Source organism: Ferdinandcohnia sp. SAFN-114 (assembly GCF_059415045.1).
Genome location: NZ_JBPFDQ010000037.1, coordinates 1 through 18,656 on the forward strand (window position 1 = coordinate 1; position 18,656 = coordinate 18,656).

Here is an 18,656-nt window from a genome sequence, read left to right on the forward strand (position 1 = left end):
GATAGGTCAGAGGTGGAAGCATGGTGACATGTGCAGCTGACTGATACTAATCGATCGAGGACTTAACCAAAATACTTCGAAGATGAATGTAAGTACGTTATCTAGTTTTGAAGGAATGAATTTCCTCTTGATTTATCTCGAAAAGAGATTATAATAGGAAATGTTCTTTTAATAGTCTAGTGACGATGGCGAGAAGGTCACACCCGTTCCCATACCGAACACGGAAGTTAAGCTTCTCAGCGCCGATGGTAGTTGGGGCATTGCCCCTGTGAGAGTAGGACGTCGCTAGGTTTTGTATCATTCCGCAGTAGCTCAGTGGTAGAGCTATCGGCTGTTAACCGATCGGTCGTAGGTTCGAGTCCTACCTGCGGAGCCATTTGGAGAGCTGTCCGAGTGGTCGAAGGAGCACGATTGGAAATCGTGTAGGCGGTCAACACTGTCTCAAGGGTTCGAATCCCTTGCTCTCCGCCACTATATATATATTTACAAGTAAGTTGGCCCGTTGGTCAAGCGGTTAAGACACCGCCCTTTCACGGCGGTAACACGGGTTCGAATCCCGTACGGGTCACCATTATGGAGGATTAGCTCAGCTGGGAGAGCACCTGCCTTACAAGCAGGGGGTCGGCGGTTCGATCCCGTCATCCTCCACCATTTTAAAAGTTGTTTTTCTATTATCGCGGGGTGGAGCAACGAGCGTTGCATCATCGAAGTTACTACGAGTTGTCCCGACGGATAAAGCTTCTTGAATTAGCTTGCAGAGGAAGGGACAGTCAACAGCTAACTAAGCGCATAACAAAAACTATATATTACTATTATCGCGGGGTGGAGCAGTCTGGTAGCTCGTCGGGCTCATAACCCGAAGGTCGTAGGTTCAAATCCTGCCCCCGCAACCAAAAAAAAGTTGTTGACTAGAATAAAATAATATAGTAATATAATATTTGTTCTTAAACAAAAGACGAAATATTCAATAAAAAATTGGTCCCGTGGTGTAGCGACGAGCAAAACATCATCGAATCAACTACGAGTTGTGCCGACGGATAATCATCCTCGAATAAACTAGTAGAGGAAGGAACAGTTAACAAACGTAAGAAATTGCGCATTGAATATTTAATAATTTTACATGGTCCCGTGGTGTAGCGGTTAACATGCCTGCCTGTCACGCAGGAGATCGCCGGTTCGATCCCGGTCGGGACCGCCATATGTAGTGGCTCAGTAGCTCAGTCGGTAGAGCAAAGGACTGAAAATCCTTGTGTCGGCGGTTCGATTCCGTCCTGAGCCACCATATTTATGCCGGTGTAGCTCAGTTGGTAGAGCAACTGACTTGTAATCAGTAGGTCGTGGGTTCGACTCCTATCGCCGGCACCATCTTCATTTAATGATGGAGGGGTAGCGAAGTGGCTAAACGCGGCGGACTGTAAATCCGCTCCCTCCGGGTTCGGCGGTTCGAATCCGTCCCCCTCCACCATTTATTAGTTCCATTTTTATCTTGATTTGAATATTATATATCATAGGGGTATAGTTTAAAGGTAGAACGAAGGTCTCCAAAACCTTTGGTGTGGGTTCGATTCCTACTACCCCTGCCATTATAATTGTGGCGGCTGTGGCGAAGTGGTTAACGCATCGGATTGTGGTTCCGACATTCGTGGGTTCGATTCCCATCAGCCGCCCCATTTTTATTTTATAATGTTTCTGCTGATACGCAGCTAATCAATGGGCTATAGCCAAGCGGTAAGGCAACGGACTTTGACTCCGTCATTCGTAGGTTCGAATCCTGCTAGCCCAGCCATTTCTTTACTTAATTAATAATTTGCGGAAGTAGTTCAGTGGTAGAACACCACCTTGCCAAGGTGGGGGTCGCGGGTTCGAATCCCGTCTTCCGCTCCAATGGCGGCATAGCCAAGTGGTAAGGCAGAGGTCTGCAAAACCTTTACCACCGGTTCGAATCCGGTTGCCGCCTCCATTATTTTAAACTGAATGTAAGTGCTTTTTTATGACTTGCCGGGGTGGCGGAACTGGCAGACGCACAGGACTTAAAATCCTGCGGTAGGTGACTACCGTACCGGTTCGATTCCGGTCCTCGGCATCTTCTGATGTCTTTTTCTTTCTATATACGCCGGTGTGGCGGAATTGGCAGACGCGCACGACTCAAAATCGTGTTCCTCTGGAGTGTCGGTTCGACCCCGACCACCGGTATCACAAAAACACTTCTCATCAAATGAGAAGTGTTTTTTTTTGCGTTTAAACCAGAAATATCAGTAGAATGGAGAGTTTTAATTTTTTTATTTCTTAGTATCAGCTTGACTGCTACTTTAAAGGAGCAGCAAAAAAAATTAGTTGCATTCACCGTACCAATTTTCTTTTGCGCCATTTTTTTAATAGAAAGACTACAATCATTCCACACAAAATTAATAAGATTACCTTCATAAATTGTTCAATCCAAGTGAAAACGAACTGCCATTGGTTACCGAATATATAGCCGATACCGATGAAAAAAGATACCCATAACACGGAACCTGAATACGCATAAAGTGCAAAGGTTCGAAATGGTACCTGAATAATTCCTGCAAAATAGCTATTGAACTGTCTGACACCGGGCAAGAAGAAACCAAATAATAGCATTTTGTTTCCATATTTCTCATAGGTTTTTCGTGTTTTCTTAATATGTTTCGGCTTCAGAAACAACCATTTGCCGTATTTTTCGATTAGTGTCATCCCAAACTTGTTTCCGATAAAATAGGTGGTTGTTATTCCTAACACTGAACCAGAGTATGCGGCAGTCAGAGCTGGAAGTAGATTAAGAACATGCTTGTACGATAAATAACCGGTGTATGCAAGTGTTGAGTTACCAGGTGGGATCGGAGAAGCAATTAGTTCTAAAGGTAGACCGATTAGTAACACAAAATATCCATATTGAGCAAATAAGCGTTCAACAATTCCCATTATCCTTCCTCATTCCTGACTATGAACAAGTTTAATCAATCCAATAAAATTAGCGTTTGTTAACAACTTAACTTTATACGTAAAAGACGTCAAAATTGAGAAATGACATTTGCCTATTTTTATGCACCCCTACCTCCTTTTTCAAGCCCAACAATCCCTTTTAAATATTTTATAAACTTTGGGGTAGGCTAATAATGAAAAAAATGAAATAAATTCCATTAGAGGGGATTTAACGTGAACACAGAAAAGTCAAATATATTTAGGTCTATTCAAGACAGTGTAGATGATAATATAAAAAGATTAGAAAATGAGCTTGGGAATAGTGCAGATTTATCGATAAGAAAGCTGAAGTTTACTAGCGATAAAAATGTAGCAATCATTCATTTTAATGGAATTGTAGATGAAGAAAGTATTAACAATAATGTGGTAAATCGAATTATAAAACTTCTAAATGAATGTAATACTTCCGTAACTACTGAACACTTAGCGGATAAAATCTTTCAAATAATATCTATCACTTCGGTTAAGTATGTTTCTGAATGGTTTCAGCTTATAGACAGTCTATTATCAGGGGATACCATTATTTTAATAAATGGTAATCAAAAGGCAATAACAATAGCCACAAGGAAATTCCAGTCCCGCTCTATTAATGAACCTACTAGTCAAACGGTTATTAAAGGCCCAAAGGATAGTTTTACTGAAAATATGGGTACTAACATCTCATTAATACGATCTAGGATTCAAAATTCTAAATTAAGGCTCAAACAAACAAAAGTTGGTGATATAACAAAAACAGATGTTGGCATTATGTATATCGAGGGAATTGCAGATAAAGATATGGTTAAGGAAGTAATTTCTAGGGTCAAGAGGATTAAAATAGATAATGTACTTGATTCCAATTATATAGAAGGAGCGATAAAAGATCATAGAAATACAATCTTTCCACTCCTTCAAAATTCCGAACGGCCAGATGTTGTTGCAGGTAATCTATTGGAAGGCAAAATTGCTATATTCATACAGGGGACACCATTTGTACTAACTCTACCAGTGTATTTTGTGCAGTTTTTTCACTCTCCAGAAGATTATTATGAAAACAATGTATTTAGTTCATTTTTAAGATTGGTTCGTATAGGAACCTTCTTAGTAAATATGTACGCTTCTGCAATCTATCTTGCTCTAATAACGCATCATCACGGATTAATTCCTACGACATTGATGGTCACGTTGATGGCTCAAAGGGAAAGGGTTCCATTTCCGGCAATTATTGAATTATTACTAATGGAGCTAGCATTTGAAGTTTTAAGAGAAGCTGGGGTACGAATGCCTAGAGCCATTGGACCAGCTGTCTCCATTGTTGGAGCACTAATTTTAGGACAAGCAGCTGTCGAAGCAGGTTTTGTATCGGCGGCAATAGTCATCATCGTTGCCACGTCTGCAATTAGTAGTTTTACCTTACCTTATACAAGTGTTGTAAATGTTGCTAGAGGGTTACGGTTTATTTTAATATTCTGTTCTGCTTTTATAGGCTTTTATGGAATACTATTATTTACTCTATGTATCTTATTGCATCTTTGTAGTTTACGATCGTTCGGTGTACCGTATTTTGCGCCTTTTTCACCACTAAGGATTGATGCGCAAAAAGATAGTTTAATCCGCTTCCCGATTCATTCCTTATTTATGAGGCAGTCAAAAGTAGAACAATCAAATGAGATGCAAACAAATACGAGTAGGGGTCAAAAATGAAGAAAATCTGTAAGATACTTTTAATTATGATGCTGCTCACTGGATGCTCAAACTACAGAGAACTAAATGAATTAGGACTAATCGTAGCTATGGGAATAGACCCTGCTAAAAATATGGAAAATGGTTATCGGGTTACTTTTCAAGTGATAAATCCTAGTCAATTGTCTCCAACAGGTTCTACTTCAGGATTACCAATTACAAATTATACAGTCGAATCAAATACTTTAGTTGATGCCTATCGAATCGCGTCTAATATCATACCAAGAGAAAATGATGTCTCACATCTTTCTTTAGTAGTTATTAGTGAATCCCTAGCAAGGAAGGGTTTAAAACTTTTGCTTGATCCTTTTGTACGTGGAAAACAAACTAGAACTACATTTCCAGTTTTTATTGCTAGAGGAGATTCAGCAGAAAACATTTTAGGAGTAGTTGAACCACTTGAGTCAAATCCAACAAAAAGTATTAAAAGTACGAGTGAAAACAATCAAACGATGTATGGCCTTGCTAAAATTACACCTATACACGAAGCCATTTCTTCTATATCAAGTGAGGGTAAAGAACTTCTATTAACAGGAATTCAACTAAATAAGGAGTTAACATCTAGTAACCAAACTGACAATTTAAATAATATCAAGCCTGCTCTAATAGAAGTAAGCGGATTAGCCATTTTTAAGAAAGATAAGTTAGTGGGTTGGTATGACGGGGAACTTGCTCGAACAGCACACTTGATTCTTTCAGAAGTAGAGAGTTCGTCATTTCTGGTACCCTGTGGTGAAGGTGACCATATTACGTTTACGGCCAAAAGAAGTAACAGTAAGATCAACACAGTTTTAAAGCCGACTCCAACATTACGAGTAGATGTAGGGTTAACGAATGAAATTTCGGAAACAAGCTGTTATTTGGATTTTAGTAACGCGCAAGTTTTAGACAGAGTAGAGAAAGATTTAGAAAAAAAAATAAAGGAAGAAATAGAGAATACAATTAAAATCTCACAGGACCAAGGTACAGATGTATTTGGATTTGGTAACAAATTAAATAAGGAAAATCCAAATTATTGGAAAAAACATAAGAAGGAGTGGGATTCAATATACTCTGATGCAAAAATTGAGGTTCATGTAAACGCAACACTTATTGATTCAGGACTTTCATCTAAACCGTATCAAATTAGGTAGTGAAAAATAAGGAGATGAATCGTTTTGCCCAATGTTAAAATTGATGGTTTTCAATTATTTTCAATCATTGTGCTTTTTTTGTTTGGAACTACAATTTTCTTAAATATAGGAAGTGGTGCAAGGGAAGATGCTTGGATTGTAACACTTATTTCACCTGTTGCAGGAATGATATTATTTACAATTTACTATCGACTGTACAAGTATTATCCGGATTTACCTTTAACGGAATACATAAAAAAGATAATGGGCAAATACGTTGGAAGTATCATAAGTTATTTTTATATCATTTATTTTATTTATATAGCATCAAGAGTGTTACGCGATATGGAAGAATTATTAAGCAGTTCTCCATACACAAGAACATCTCTCATAACTCTAGGAATTTCTATGTTGTTTGTCTTAATTTACGCTATAAATCTTGGTTTTGAGGTAATCTCTAGGGTAATTCTCATCAGTTTTTTTATTATAGGAATGGCTCTATTTATAATGAACATTTTGTTCGTAATTAATGGTTATATTATTCATCTCGAGAACATAAAACCAATACTTGCAGAAGGCTGGAAGCCAATATTTAAAGAGTTACCCTTATCTACTATGGTTCCGTACGGAGAATTAATTACTCTTTCAATGATCCTGCCATTTATAAATAAGCATACTAAAATATTGAAAGTTGGAATAATGGCGATTGGTGTTGCAGGTCTTTACTTAACATTAAACATACTTATTTTAATATCTATTTTGGGAACGGAAACTCTTTCGAGTGCTACATCGCCAGCATTAACAGCTGTTGGATATATTAATATTGCAGGGTTTATCCAGCGTCTAGATACGTTTATCATCATACTAGTTGTGATCTTGGGATTTGTAAAAGTATCATTGTTTTTCTTTTGTGCTGTAATTGGAATGAATAATTTGTTCAAGATTAAACAAAATACGTTATCGACCTTTTCAATTGGGGCAGTAATTTTCTTATCCTCTATTTTGATTGCACCAAGTTACCAAACTCACATAGATGAGGGTTTGAAAACGGTCCCATATGTGCTGCATTTACCATTTCAAATTGTCATCCCGATACTTTTATTTATTTTGGTAACAATTAAGGAGAAGGTAACACGAAATACATCTTTAAATTAAGGTTTTTTCTTTCCGCGAAAATAAGAGAATAATAACAATAGATATGTAATGATGAAAATAATGATTAGAAAATAATCTTCCCCTTTAGCTACAATTAATAAATTCTTGAGACTATACCAAGCTTCGTATAGGCTGTGGCCCTGATAGACGTCTACAAGAACAATAAGAGCTATTGTACTAACAAATATAGATAAAAGAACAATTAACATACGCATACATTCACCCACACAAAATTCGAAATATGACTTTAATTACTAGGTTTAACATATATAAACTATCATAAACGAGTGAATTCAATATTTTTAATAAGGCGGTTAATGGAAGAAGTACATAAGTTGTTAGTAAAGCACAATACCTAAGGAAAACACAGGATATTGTATGCTAAGTAGTTTAGATATTGTAGGAAAATCACAAATAGCATTATAAATAGAGTGCTATTAGCAATGGTTTTAGCACTCTGTTGGAAAAAAATTGATGGTAACATTATTTCTTTTTAGTTGTGCTGTGAATTTTTAGACATATGAGGAAGATGAATATAAAATGACTATAAAATTACTGTAAACTAACAGTATAATTGAACAATATAGGAGTGTAGCCTTTCACATTCAATATGATGCAAAGAATAAGAAACGGGTTTGGAACAATTTATCCATAAAACTCTTGATATGTGGCCCTCCGGTGAAGACACGTCTTGTTAATTTTTGAATAAATAATAAATTTGACCCTGTTCTCGCGCTCCTCTAGTTTTGGATGAGGCTTTTTTTTACAAACCTACTAAAAAGGAAGTCCATCCCTGAGAATGAACTTCCTCTTGTATTTAATAAAACCTCTTAAAGCTTTCAAAATGTTTTTTCCAATAAGAGTCATTTACATTTGAAATGACAACTCCGTCATTTGAAGCATGAATGAATTGGTTGTTTCCAAGATAAATCCCGACATGAGAGATGCCAGATTTATAGGTTCCCTGGAAGAATACTAAGTCTCCAACTTTAGGTGTATTAACATAATAAGAGCGCATATGGTAACCCTCGCTTGAATAACGAAGAGTATCTAATCCTGCTGACTTATATGCATAGTATATGAATCCACTGCAGTCAAATCCATTAGGTGTAGATCCACCCCATGAATAGCTGATTCCCAATTGGTTTTTAGCTACTTTAATCAACTGATTTACGTTATAGCTACTATTATTTGATGGGGTTTCAACTGTAGGAGTTTCTACTTTTGCCCCATCACCAATCGTTAGCTTTTGACCAATGTAGATCATATCTGATTTCAAGTTGTTCCATTTTCTAAGGTTTGGAACTGTCACTTTATATTCAATTGCAATTCTTGATAGAGTATCGCCTGACTTAACTGTATAAACAGAAGCGGATTGAACACTTTCTTCTTGAGGTTGCTCTGTTTTTTCAGTAGTAGTGTTGTTTGGTTTCTCCGGAGTAGAGTTACTTGGTTCCTCAGAAGAAGTAGGTTTACTTACAACAAACACGTTTCCTGGGAAGATAAGAGTAGAATTCAAGTTATTCCACTTCATTAGTTCATTAATTGAAATCTTATGTTTCACGGCAATACCACTTAGTGTATCACCAGATCTAACCGTATATGTAGTTGCCTTCGATGTACTAGGCCTTTGGGTTTCTTTTTCATTTGTAGGTTGCGTGTTATTGCTGCCTGAATTATTGTTGGTAGTTATTTCTGTCTTAAGGACTTGATTTGGGAAAATAAGATCGCTGCTTAAACTATTTAAGGACTTCAATTGTGAAACAGTAAGATCATGTTTTTGAGCAATCTTCCACAGTGAATCACCACTCTGAACTTTGTACGTGCTTGCTGCCTCAGCCTCTTCCGCAGCAAATAGTGCAGAGGCAATGACTGCAGTCGTAGTCACGGACATATATAATTTCTTTTTACCCAACTCTTGGACCTCCTCATTATTCTATTATTCTAGTTAATAATTATACTATAGAAATGTCTAGGTATGTAGATTAATGTGGAAATAGAGGAATAGTTATCCATTATAATAAGGTGTTTTGCCATAATTGCTCATTCTCTGTCGATGATATAAAAAATAAGCTTGCAGTAATTTAAATACTGCAAGCTTTGTTTATGGATGAAATATTGTCTATGATTAATAACCGTATTCCCAGTCGATTGTTTCTTCATACCAAACGACTTTATCGATGGGGTCAAATTGAACTTCTTTGTCATTTATGGTACATTTTATATTTTTACAATCTTCGAGACTTACTAGATCTTCGTATACATCATGCTCAACGTTTTCTAATACTGTTAGAGAGTGGTCTTTATTGATTAATAATGCTGTACCTTTCATTACCTAGCACCTTCCTTGGAAGATTATTTTCAAACTACTTACAGTATATCTCGAATAAGTAGTTTGAAAATACATTTGTGAAAAGGTTCACATTTCCTTCATATTTCTGTTTGAAATGTTGTAACAATTAAATTCAATTATGAAGATAGAGGAGAAGAATGGTCAATTCCAATACAAATAAATAAATAAACCCCAAGGTAAATAATCACCACGGGGTTACTGTCATGTTACACATACCCATTCACAAAGTATGTGATAATTTCTAAATCATCTTCCGTTAACTCACGTTGAAAATACGAGGCCATCTCTGTTTTGATTTTTTCAAGATTTCCTTTATGTTTCTCAGTCAATAAGACACTAGTCTTTAGTAGTGTTACAAAAGAAGAAAATTCACCCTTAGTTAGTGGTCCTGGATGATGAGAGAGGAAATAGATATCTGCATCGTATTTTTCGATTTTCTCTAGAAGTTTACCCATTTTTTCAATCGTATAGTGCCATTTTTCTGCGTACAGATTTGCATAGAGGCAATCACCGAGAATGATCGTTTTTTCCTCAGCAATGTAGAGGAGATTTGAATCAGCTGAATGGTCTCCACCAATATGTTCGATGATGCACGTAACCCCACCGAGATTCAGTTTTATTTTCTCTTCAAAAATAATTGTGGGATTCGGTATGATTATATCTCTGTCATTTCGGAGCTCAAGTTTAATCGCGTCAGCACAAAACGGAATCTCAATCCCTGCTTCAACACGTTCATCCAATTCCTTATCTTCCCATGATAGTTGCTGCAGTTCTTTTATTTTTTCATAGGTCATGTTATTTGCGATTGAAGGCATGTCCATTTCATTCAAACCAAATATATGATCCCAATGCCAATGTGTAAGAGCGAGAATATCTCCGGTGACATGATAGGAAGCTAATTGCTCTTTGGAAAGTTTAGCATGATTAGAAGAGTTTCCAGCATCAATTAACAATGTCTGGTCATCTCCCACAATCGCTACCAAAATCGGACGGTCTGCTTGTTGAACTGGAGGCAGGTAGAAAAGACGATTGGAAAGCTTTTGCAATGTTTGCATGGTGTATGAACTCCTTCAAGATTGTATGTATTGTTCATTATATCCTATTTGTAGAGGGGATAAAATTGAGACTTTATAAAGTCACAGTGACGCCCCGAAACGGCTCGAAGTTTGTCGAGAGTTTATAGATAAACTTCAATCAACTTTCAGTACTTGTTTTCACTTCTTCTTCACAAGAATCAAGCCTCACTAATGCGTAACCTTCTATTTTCAAGCCACATTGCTTTATTTCTACTTAAAAAAATTCTGTAAAACGCTTTCGTATAATGTATAGTTGGTTTAGGTACGATGGTTAACAACCGACCCATAATGGGAGATGAGAGGGGAATAATAATTGGGTAGAATTATTTTAACTACGGAAAGTGGCGCGGATTTACCTTTGGATTGGACGAGCAAACACTCTGTTCAAGTGGTTCCGATGCACGTTATCATGGGTGATAAGGATTATTTAGATGGGGCGTTGCCGGTAGAGGATATATATGATTATTATGAGCGAACCAAGAAAATCCCCTCCACAACTGCAACAAATGTTTATGAATATGAGGAATTCTTTAAACAGATAAAAACGGACTTTCCCGGTTGTGTCATTATCCATATAGGTTATACGTCTAAGGCATCTTCTTCCTTCCAAAATGCCATTATTGCAACGGAAGAGTTAAATGATATTTTTCTAATTGATGCATTGAACGTTACGGGAGGACTAGCTGCTATTGTGATGTATGCAGTAGATATAGTAGCAAAAGAACCTACGATTGATCCTGAACAGTTAGTCAAAAAAATCGAAGCGATCGTCCCGAAATCTAGGTTGGCTTTTGTTCCTGGCAGTCTAGAGTTTTTAAAAGCGGGTGGAAGAGTAAGTAACCTAGCTTATCTCGGAGGTGCTTTGTTGAAAATTAAGCCATGTATCGAATTAATAGATGGAAAACTCACATCTACTAAGAAGTATCGCGGGAATATGAGTACCGTCACGGAAAAACTGATCCAAGACTATTTAAATCAATACGACATTGATAAAGGTCAAATTTATTTAGTATACTCCCTTGGCCTAGATGAAAAGATTAAGGAAAGAATGACCGATGTCGCAAAAGAACATGGATTTGAAAATATCAGTTGGATACAGGCCGGCGCCATGATCTCCACCCATGCTGGACCAGGCGGATTTGGAATTGCAGGCTTGGAGAGATAGAATTTAAAGTCATAGTTTTCTACGTCACAGTGACGCCTCGAAATTTGTCAACGGAGGAGCATGCATTTTCGTGTTCGGGATCAGGCACCTTTTATCAGGGGATGGGAGAAGTAACAAGAAAGAATTCTATAAATCTTGATGAATGGAATAATGTGGTAAACTAACTTAAGTATGTACACTGAGTATAGTATAACAAATCACACCATTACATATTCCTAAATTAAAAGAAGCAATCCCTTCTCAGGGATTGCTTCAGCAGAATTTTAGGAACTTTTTTCCTTTAATTCTACTTCACTATATTTTGTTACCTCTTGTTGAGATTGGAGTATAGCTTGTTCTTCTCGTAAAGATTTAAAGAAATATATACTCATGGCTACAATGACTATCGAGAATGGCAGACCTGCAACTGCTGATAAGGTTTGAAGTGGAGTTAAACCTCCAGTTAAAAGGAGTGCAATTGCCACACCAGCAATAACGATTCCCCACATAATTTTACTCTTATTCGTTGGTTCCATTGATTCCTCACTATACATAGCAAGTACGAAAACAGAAGAATCGGCAGAAGTAACGAAAAAGATGACCAAGGAAATAAATGTCATGAGAATCAATATTGGACTGGCAGGGAATAAATCCAAGAAATAGAATAGAGCCGTGTTCATATTTTCTAAGATTCGATTAGCCAGTTCTGTGTTCCCAAGATTGACAATGTTATAGAGTGCACTGCCACCGATTGTTGCATACCAAATCATTGTTGCAATAGTTGGAACGAGCATAGCTCCGATAATAAATTCTTTAATTGTCCTACCTTTAGAAATACGGGCAAAAAAGAGTCCGACGAATACACCAAAGCTAATAGCCCAGCCCCAGTAGAAGAAGTCCCAGGAGGCTTGCCAGCTATAATCATTGAGAAATGGTTCTAAATGAAAACTCATTCCGATGAAATTGTTTATATAATCACCAGTTGAAGTAACGATTATTTCTATAATATTTCTTGTTGGTCCTAGAAGGAAAATTGCTATCATGATGGTTAAAGCGATGATGATGTTAATATTGGATAACCATTTAATCCCGCGCTCAATACCTGTACTTGCAGAAGCAATGAACATAGCGGTTAAGATTAGGATTAAAATGATATTATTGGTAGTGTTGTTTGCAATTCCATATTCATATTCAAGGCCTGCTCCCATTTGGTTAACGCCAAGACCTAGTGAGGTTGAGAGACCACTGATCGTGGCAAAGATTGCTAGAATGTTAATGAACTTTCCAATCGGTCCAAAAGATCTTTTTCCTAAAATTGGCTGTAATGTATGGTTAATTAATGGTGGTGAGTTTTTTCTATATTGGAAGTATGCTAGAATTAACCCGATAATTGCATAAGTTCCCCAACTGTGAAGTCCCCAGTGGAAAAAAGTATACTGCATCGCAATTTCCGCGGATTCTTTAGTACCACCTTCCCCAAACGGTGGTTCTAGATACATTAATACTGGCTCTGCAACGCCCCAAAAGAATAGACTGATAGCGAGTCCGCAGCTATAAAGCATCGCAATCCAAGAAAATGTACTGAATTCAGGTCTATCCGTGTCTTTCCCTAACCGGATTTTTCCGTACTTTGAAAAGGCAACATACAAACAAGTAATTACAAAGAAGAAAGCAACAAGCATATAAAACCATCCAAAATATTCTCCAATAAACGTGAATAGAATGTATGAAGATATTTCACCTAGCTTTTCTGGAACAAATAACCCAAGAGCAACAAAAACAAACGTAAAAATTAGTGCTCCAACGACGACAGAATTTTTAAGCATACACATTCCCCCTTTTTTTAAAAGTTAAAAAATTCTGTAATTTTTATTTAAAGGAAGGCCACAACTAGCTTCACCTTATCTGGGTAAATCGTACTTCACTAAATGAGCTTTCCTGTCTTATTAATTACTCGTTACCTTCAGCTGGTATAACCCAGTGGTCTTTTCCGCGTTCGGTAGTAACATATTCAGGCCAACGGTAGTGAATTGGTGGCTTATAATCACATAATGGTTCTTGCCACTTACTTCCACCGATACCCCCGCCAGTTCTTTCTTTAAATTCATCCTGTGCTTGTTTGAGCAATTCAGGCTGTGTTAATAGATCAATAATCGTCAACCCAATTGTTTTTGATGCACTCACGATCATCGGATCTATACATTCACGTATTCCGCCTAATGCATTCATAACCCAAGTGGGGTAGGAATACCCTGGTTTTGGCGCCTTTAATGCTGGTCTACCAATGTAAAGTCGTACAGTGGGTGCGTGCCAGCAATATTCTGTATAGTCATCCGAGGTAAAATGACGTTGGATGGCTGGGAGAGTTTCCCGTAATTTTCTCTCAGCATCCTCTGGGTGAATAAGGTTTTCTATTTCATTCAAATACGGTTTTTCTAATGGTTCGAACCCGAGATTTTTCTGAATTTCTTGGGCTATCTTAATCGCATCTCCGTCAAACTTTGGAGCACCTGCTAGTTCTAAATTTTTAAATGTGGCCATTGCCATTGTATGGTTTTCAAGGCCTGCTCTGGATTTTGTAACCCATTCTCGTTTCCAGATACAATGTGCAGCTTTTGCAACACTTTCGGCGTTTTGATCCAGTACCTTTACAACATCCTCTGCCATTTTAATATCAGGTACACGAATGAAATAATAGATTTGTGACATTTGTCCAGGGATATTGTCAGCAGTAGCTTGACCAGTATTTAATATTGTCTCATTGACACTCCAGCCCAAGTTATGGGGGAGCATATGTTCTTTGTACATTTTAGATAAAGTATACATATTGACAACTGCATCGGTAGCACCTGGTGCACGAACAGCCGCGTGGGACGCAGGAATTGGTGAATCATCTCCTAGGGACAGCCAAGTTTCCGGCTCATCACAAGTAAACGTGTACATCACGGAATAAGCGACTGCACAATGGGTATTCCAACGAGTGGTGTTACATAATGGTAGCATATAAAACGGATGAAAACTAATAGCAGCGTCAAGATTATCATAATATCCTTTTGCTGCATGGATTGGCTTTGAACCTCTAACTTTTTCAGCTGGTTCCCCAAAGAATTTGAGTTTTCCTTTTATATCGTATTTTTCCATTACGGCCTTGGCCGCTAGAAAACCTCCAAAGGATCCGATACCTAGTGCAGAATGGGGATCGGTATGTCCACCTGCATATTTACTTAACCCGCCTCTCGGACGCTCTTTCGTATCGGCTGCCTGGCAGTTTCCCGGAATAGCATCATACTCAGCGTATCCTCCAATTACTGGTCCATCCCCATTCTCCCAGGTGGCACAAAAGGCTGTAGGCATGCCAGCACTGCCTTCTTCCACTGTAAATCCTTCTTTACGTAACTGTTCTACATACCATTTTGCGGACTTATATTCCCTCCATGCTGTTTCCCCATAATTCCAGATGATTTGGTTCCAATCAGAGAGGTCTGCTTTATTTTTCTCAACCCAATCCATTACAGATTGTTTTTCTTCCACAACTGTTTGTTTTTCTTTTATCGTCATATTTATCTCCCCATTAAGTTGTAGCTTTAAAAATAATAATAAAATTAATTTAATGAATTATATTTAAGAAAGGATACGTCGGTAGCAAGGCGAACAGAAATAGAATTGTTTCCTCCCGAATTCATTGCACGTAAGAAAAAGCCTTCTCTTTTCCCAAGTACTAACTAGTACCGACGTTATTTTCCTACCTATATTAGTGATGCTTCTTTTTTATTTTCAAAGACCTTTTCTCCTGCTATCCAGGTTTCACAAACATCGATATTCTTGATTTGTTCTGTTGGCACTTCATATGGATTATGGGAAAGAATAGCAAAGTCGGCTAGTTTTCCGTCCTCAATCGACCCAATCAAATTTTCTTTGCGTATAGATCTTGCTGCTTCGATTGTGTATCCTCTTAAAGCCTCGGTAAGTGTAATTTTATGTTCTTCACCAATAATATTTCCTTGTAAGGTAGACCTTGTGACTGCTGCATAGATTGCAAGTAAAGGGTTTGGTGGTGCTACCGGTGCATCAGATGATAATACGACTGGGATATTTTTTTCTTTAAACCATCCGTAAGGTGAGTAATTTTTCCCGAAATCTCCTACTTGGCTAATAACTCCTTCTCCAAATTGATATACATGCTGTGGCTGTGGAATCGGCCAAATACCTAGTTCTTTAATATCATCAATTTGGGCAGGGTCTGGCAACCCGCAATGTTCAATTCGATGTCGCAATTCTTTCACGTCTGTGCATGAACTTGCCTGAGCCTCTTTCACACTGTCGATTACGAGTTGAATGGCGCTATCTCCTTGTGCATGTGTTAACGTTTGAAAGCCTTGCTGGTGGGCTTTAACAAACATTTCCTTGAATACTTCAACTTTATGGTAAAGGTAACCTTTTTTCCTCGCACTATCTGCATAGTTCGTTGATAGGTAAGCGGTACCAGAATTTAAGGAACCATCTGCGTAAAATTTAATCGACCCGATGGATAATTGCTCATCACCGAAACCTGAGTGGAAACCAAGTCGAATCAGCTCATCTAAATAGGTTGAAATAAACGACATTACGACACGGATTTTTAAATTTCCATCTTTTTTAGCTACATGAAATGATTCCATTTCCTGCTTTGTTACCTGTGGATCATTGATTGTTGTGAGACCAGCTGAGACACACTGCTCCTGTCCGACTGTAATGAGCGTTTGTAGATTCTCAGGAATATCAGGCATGTGTATGTTTGGTCCGTGATTGCCAATTAAAACTCCAGATTTCTTAGCAAAAAAGTCATTTGCACTGTCAAATAACTGACCATTCGGTTTGCCATTTTCGTCTCTACCAATGGCGCCCCCTTCTGGGTCTTTCGTGCTTTCATCAATACCAAGTTGATCGAGAAGATAGTGGTTGACTACGTTTGAATGTCCACTTGCATGCATAATTTGCACTGGGTATTCGGTACTAATACGATCTAAATCATCAGCGGTTGGATATCGTTTTTCCTTAAGAGTTCTCTGGTCAAAACCATAACCCCGAATGATTGCACCGTCCCGAAGGTTATCTTTGTGTATTGAAAGTTCTTTAACTAAATCATCAATACTTTTTACCTTTGGATAACTAACGTCAATCCAGGTATGGCACATACCTAACATCATTAAGTGTAGATGAGGATCAATAAATCCTGGGAGTAGACAACGTCCGTTTAAATCTATTTCTTGAAAATAACTACCTTGCAAAGATAATCGGCAATCCTGAAGAGTACCTGTACGAACGATTTTGTTCCCTCTTACCGCTACTGCTTCGACATGCTCCTTTTCCCCCATAGTTAAGATACTTCCATTATAAAAAAGCAAAGATTGTTCTTGCATCTGTATTCTCCTCTCTAGTAGTAAATGATATAGTATATTTTTTCTTGCGAATTTTATATGCAAGAGTCGTGCCAATTTAATAAACCTTTGTTTCTTTGGGTTTTTTATAAATTTAATATACTTATCCTATTCAATTCTGTATAACCTTCTGAGTGAAAATCCCTAGATATCAGCATAATCTTCCTATTCAAAATTGGATAAGGTTATACGAAATTGAATAACCTTCTGCTATAATACGAATAAGGGGGAATTTTCTATGAATTTTGATAGTTTATGGGATTGGGAGGAAATCGTTGAAAATATTTATTCAGATATTATTGTTGCAGATAAAGAAGGAAAAATTGTATATGCAAATTCTTCAGTAGAATATTGGCTGGATACCAAAAAAGAAAATCTCATTGGTTATTCGGTTATGCAATTAGAAAAGGAAGGCATCTTTTATCCATCCGTAGTAAAGAAAGTACTAGAAACGGAAAAAAAGCAAGCCCTAATTCAGCAAACTAGGAGTGGTAAAAAGCTTCTTGTTATAGGAAATATTGTTTACGATGAGAATCAAAAGATGAAATATGTTGTAACGTACTCTCAAGATGTTACCGAATTAGAACAAATGAAAATGTATGTCAAAATGATGGAAGGAGAAATGGAGAGCATTAAAAACGAACTGAGGGAGCTGCAAAATAAGCAGTCTGCTGACCCCCATATTATAGCTAAGAGTGAACAAATGAAAAATGTGGTTGAATTGATTAACCGCGTAGCACATACGGATATAACAGTTCTCTTTACCGGAGAGTCGGGTGTTGGGAAAAGTTTATTAGCAGAACACCTGCACAATTGGAGTGGGAGAAAAGGGAACTTTGTCACCATTAATTGTAGCAGTATCCCAGAAACCCTACTAGAATCAGAATTATTTGGGTATGATGCAGGAGCTTTTACAGGAGCAAACCCAAAAGGGAAGAAAGGGCTCGTAGAAGAAGCGGAGACTGGTACTTTATTTTTGGATGAGATTGGTGAGTTGCCTATGAACCTTCAAGCAAAACTATTAACCTTAATTCAAAAGAAAGAATTCTTCCGTATCGGGGACACAAAGCCAAAATCGGTGAACTTCCGTCTCGTTGCAGCCACGAATGTGGATTTAATAGAGAGAGTAAGGCTTGGGAAGTTTAGAGCGGACTTATATTTCCGACTTTCAGTCATTCATATTCCAATCCCATCTTTAAGAGAAAGAAGAGAAGATTTATTGTCCTTAATTATGAATTTAACGCAGACGTTTAATAGCAGATATCAACAGGAAAAAGTATTGGATCATGCTGTCATTGATAATTTGCTTCAATATGATTGGCCAGGAAATGTCCGTGAGTTAGGTAATTTAATAGAAAGGTTGGTATTAACTGTAGAAGACAATTTAATACAGTTAAATCACTTGCCTAGCAAGCTTGTTTCCTCAAACCTGCCAGATGGAGCTTTATCTGTTCAGGCACTAAAAAATAAAAATCTACCAGAAATTATGGAGGAGGTGGAGGCCCAAGTTCTAAAAGGGGCAATGGAACGATGTAATAGTACCACAGAAATGTCCCGATACCTCGGCGTTAGCCAACCCACTATAGTCAGGAAATTGAAAAAATACGGAATAACTAGGGGATCTGTTGTGAGTGAATCGTAGATTTGTAGGATCTGTTGAACTACGTCACAGTGACG

13 protein-coding genes, 16 tRNA genes and 1 rRNA gene are annotated in these 18,656 nt (G+C 37.6%); 22 read left to right on the plus strand and 8 right to left on the minus strand.

Annotated elements, in window-relative coordinates:
* The first annotated feature begins 175 nt into the window (after window positions 1-175).
* From rrf to ACR65M_RS13295, 17 genes are all read left to right on the plus strand, one after another.
* A 5S ribosomal RNA gene (rrf, locus tag ACR65M_RS13215) occupies window positions 176-291 on the plus strand.
* 10 nt (window positions 292-301) lie between these two features.
* Window positions 302-376 (plus strand) — tRNA-Asn (locus ACR65M_RS13220).
* A gap of 3 nt (window positions 377-379) precedes the next feature.
* Window positions 380-471, plus strand: a tRNA-Ser gene (locus ACR65M_RS13225).
* Window positions 472-496: 25 nt separating this feature from the next.
* Window positions 497-571: transfer RNA gene (locus ACR65M_RS13230), tRNA-Glu, on the plus strand.
* Between the two features lie 4 nt (window positions 572-575).
* Window positions 576-651 (plus strand) — tRNA-Val (locus ACR65M_RS13235).
* A 165-nt stretch (window positions 652-816) separates the two neighbouring features.
* Window positions 817-893: transfer RNA gene (locus ACR65M_RS13240), tRNA-Met, on the plus strand.
* 229 nt (window positions 894-1,122) lie between these two features.
* A tRNA-Asp gene (locus tag ACR65M_RS13245) sits at window positions 1,123-1,198 on the plus strand.
* A gap of 8 nt (window positions 1,199-1,206) precedes the next feature.
* Window positions 1,207-1,282 (plus strand) — tRNA-Phe (locus tag ACR65M_RS13250).
* Between the two features lie 7 nt (window positions 1,283-1,289).
* Window positions 1,290-1,365 (plus strand) — tRNA-Thr (locus tag ACR65M_RS13255).
* Window positions 1,366-1,380: 15 nt separating this feature from the next.
* Window positions 1,381-1,465, plus strand: a tRNA-Tyr gene (locus ACR65M_RS13260).
* Window positions 1,466-1,509: 44 nt separating this feature from the next.
* Window positions 1,510-1,583: transfer RNA gene (locus ACR65M_RS13265), tRNA-Trp, on the plus strand.
* 11 nt (window positions 1,584-1,594) lie between these two features.
* Window positions 1,595-1,670, plus strand: a tRNA-His gene (locus ACR65M_RS13270).
* 41 nt (window positions 1,671-1,711) lie between these two features.
* Window positions 1,712-1,786 (plus strand) — tRNA-Gln (locus ACR65M_RS13275).
* Window positions 1,787-1,809: 23 nt separating this feature from the next.
* A tRNA-Gly gene (locus ACR65M_RS13280) sits at window positions 1,810-1,884 on the plus strand.
* A gap of 2 nt (window positions 1,885-1,886) precedes the next feature.
* Window positions 1,887-1,960: transfer RNA gene (locus tag ACR65M_RS13285), tRNA-Cys, on the plus strand.
* 37 nt (window positions 1,961-1,997) lie between these two features.
* A tRNA-Leu gene (locus ACR65M_RS13290) sits at window positions 1,998-2,083 on the plus strand.
* A gap of 29 nt (window positions 2,084-2,112) precedes the next feature.
* Window positions 2,113-2,193, plus strand: a tRNA-Leu gene (locus tag ACR65M_RS13295).
* A gap of 147 nt (window positions 2,194-2,340) precedes the next feature.
* Here ACR65M_RS13295 and ACR65M_RS13300 read toward each other — a convergent pair.
* Window positions 2,341-2,940, minus strand: a complete 600-nt coding sequence (locus ACR65M_RS13300) for a DedA family protein (RefSeq protein WP_440273530.1) — start codon at window positions 2,938-2,940, stop codon at window positions 2,341-2,343.
* A 234-nt stretch (window positions 2,941-3,174) separates the two neighbouring features.
* Between ACR65M_RS13300 and ACR65M_RS13305 the strand changes: the two genes are divergently transcribed.
* The 3 genes from ACR65M_RS13305 to ACR65M_RS13315 are packed head-to-tail and all read left to right on the plus strand — an operon-like array spanning window position 3,175 to window position 6,989.
* Window positions 3,175-4,683 (plus strand): spore germination protein, encoded by a 1,509-nt coding sequence (locus ACR65M_RS13305; protein WP_440273531.1) that lies wholly within the window; start codon window positions 3,175-3,177, stop codon window positions 4,681-4,683.
* Window positions 4,680-5,855 carry a Ger(x)C family spore germination protein gene (locus ACR65M_RS13310; RefSeq protein ID WP_440273532.1) on the plus strand — a complete coding sequence of 392 codons (1,176 nt, stop codon included), beginning with the start codon at window positions 4,680-4,682 and terminating at the stop codon, window positions 5,853-5,855. Before ACR65M_RS13305 ends, ACR65M_RS13310 begins: the two co-directional genes overlap by 4 nt.
* 24 nt (window positions 5,856-5,879) lie before the next feature.
* Window positions 5,880-6,989 (plus strand): GerAB/ArcD/ProY family transporter, encoded by a 1,110-nt coding sequence (locus ACR65M_RS13315; protein WP_341332673.1) that lies wholly within the window; start codon window positions 5,880-5,882, stop codon window positions 6,987-6,989.
* Here ACR65M_RS13315 and ACR65M_RS13320 read toward each other — a convergent pair.
* The 4 genes from ACR65M_RS13320 to ACR65M_RS13335 form a co-directional block, all read right to left on the minus strand.
* Window positions 6,986-7,198, minus strand: coding sequence for a YczF family membrane protein (locus ACR65M_RS13320; protein WP_440273533.1), 213 nt, complete (start codon window positions 7,196-7,198; stop codon window positions 6,986-6,988). The genes ACR65M_RS13315 and ACR65M_RS13320 overlap by 4 nt on opposite strands.
* 608 nt (window positions 7,199-7,806) lie before the next feature.
* A complete protein-coding gene (locus ACR65M_RS13325) occupies window positions 7,807-8,904 on the minus strand; it encodes a C40 family peptidase (RefSeq protein WP_440273534.1) in 1,098 nt (365 codons plus the stop codon).
* A gap of 213 nt (window positions 8,905-9,117) precedes the next feature.
* Window positions 9,118-9,321, minus strand: a complete 204-nt coding sequence (locus ACR65M_RS13330) for a protein YkzT (protein WP_341332670.1) — start codon at window positions 9,319-9,321, stop codon at window positions 9,118-9,120.
* A gap of 227 nt (window positions 9,322-9,548) precedes the next feature.
* Window positions 9,549-10,397 carry an MBL fold metallo-hydrolase gene (locus ACR65M_RS13335; protein ID WP_440273535.1) on the minus strand — a complete coding sequence of 283 codons (849 nt, stop codon included), beginning with the start codon at window positions 10,395-10,397 and terminating at the stop codon, window positions 9,549-9,551.
* A gap of 334 nt (window positions 10,398-10,731) precedes the next feature.
* Here ACR65M_RS13335 and ACR65M_RS13340 point away from each other — a divergent pair, with 334 nt between their 5' ends.
* Entirely contained in the window at window positions 10,732-11,583 is an 852-nt protein-coding gene (locus tag ACR65M_RS13340) for a DegV family protein (RefSeq protein WP_440273536.1), read from the plus strand.
* A gap of 263 nt (window positions 11,584-11,846) precedes the next feature.
* Here the strand turns inward: ACR65M_RS13340 and ACR65M_RS13345 are convergent, their stop codons facing one another.
* The 3 genes from ACR65M_RS13345 to ACR65M_RS13355 form a co-directional block, all read right to left on the minus strand.
* Window positions 11,847-13,388, minus strand: a complete 1,542-nt coding sequence (locus ACR65M_RS13345; protein WP_440273537.1) for a BCCT family transporter — start codon at window positions 13,386-13,388, stop codon at window positions 11,847-11,849.
* A gap of 124 nt (window positions 13,389-13,512) precedes the next feature.
* On the minus strand, window positions 13,513-15,120 hold the full coding sequence (locus ACR65M_RS13350; protein ID WP_440273538.1) for a zinc-binding metallopeptidase family protein: 1,608 nt from the start codon (window positions 15,118-15,120) through the stop codon (window positions 13,513-13,515).
* 188 nt (window positions 15,121-15,308) lie between these two features.
* Window positions 15,309-16,961: an amidohydrolase gene (locus tag ACR65M_RS13355; RefSeq protein WP_440273539.1), complete on the minus strand. Its 1,653-nt coding sequence runs from the start codon at window positions 16,959-16,961 to the stop codon at window positions 15,309-15,311.
* A 256-nt stretch (window positions 16,962-17,217) separates the two neighbouring features.
* Here ACR65M_RS13355 and ACR65M_RS13360 point away from each other — a divergent pair, with 256 nt between their 5' ends.
* Entirely contained in the window at window positions 17,218-18,621 is a 1,404-nt protein-coding gene (locus ACR65M_RS13360) for a sigma-54 interaction domain-containing protein (protein ID WP_440273540.1), read from the plus strand.
* Window positions 18,622-18,656 lie beyond the last annotated feature (35 nt).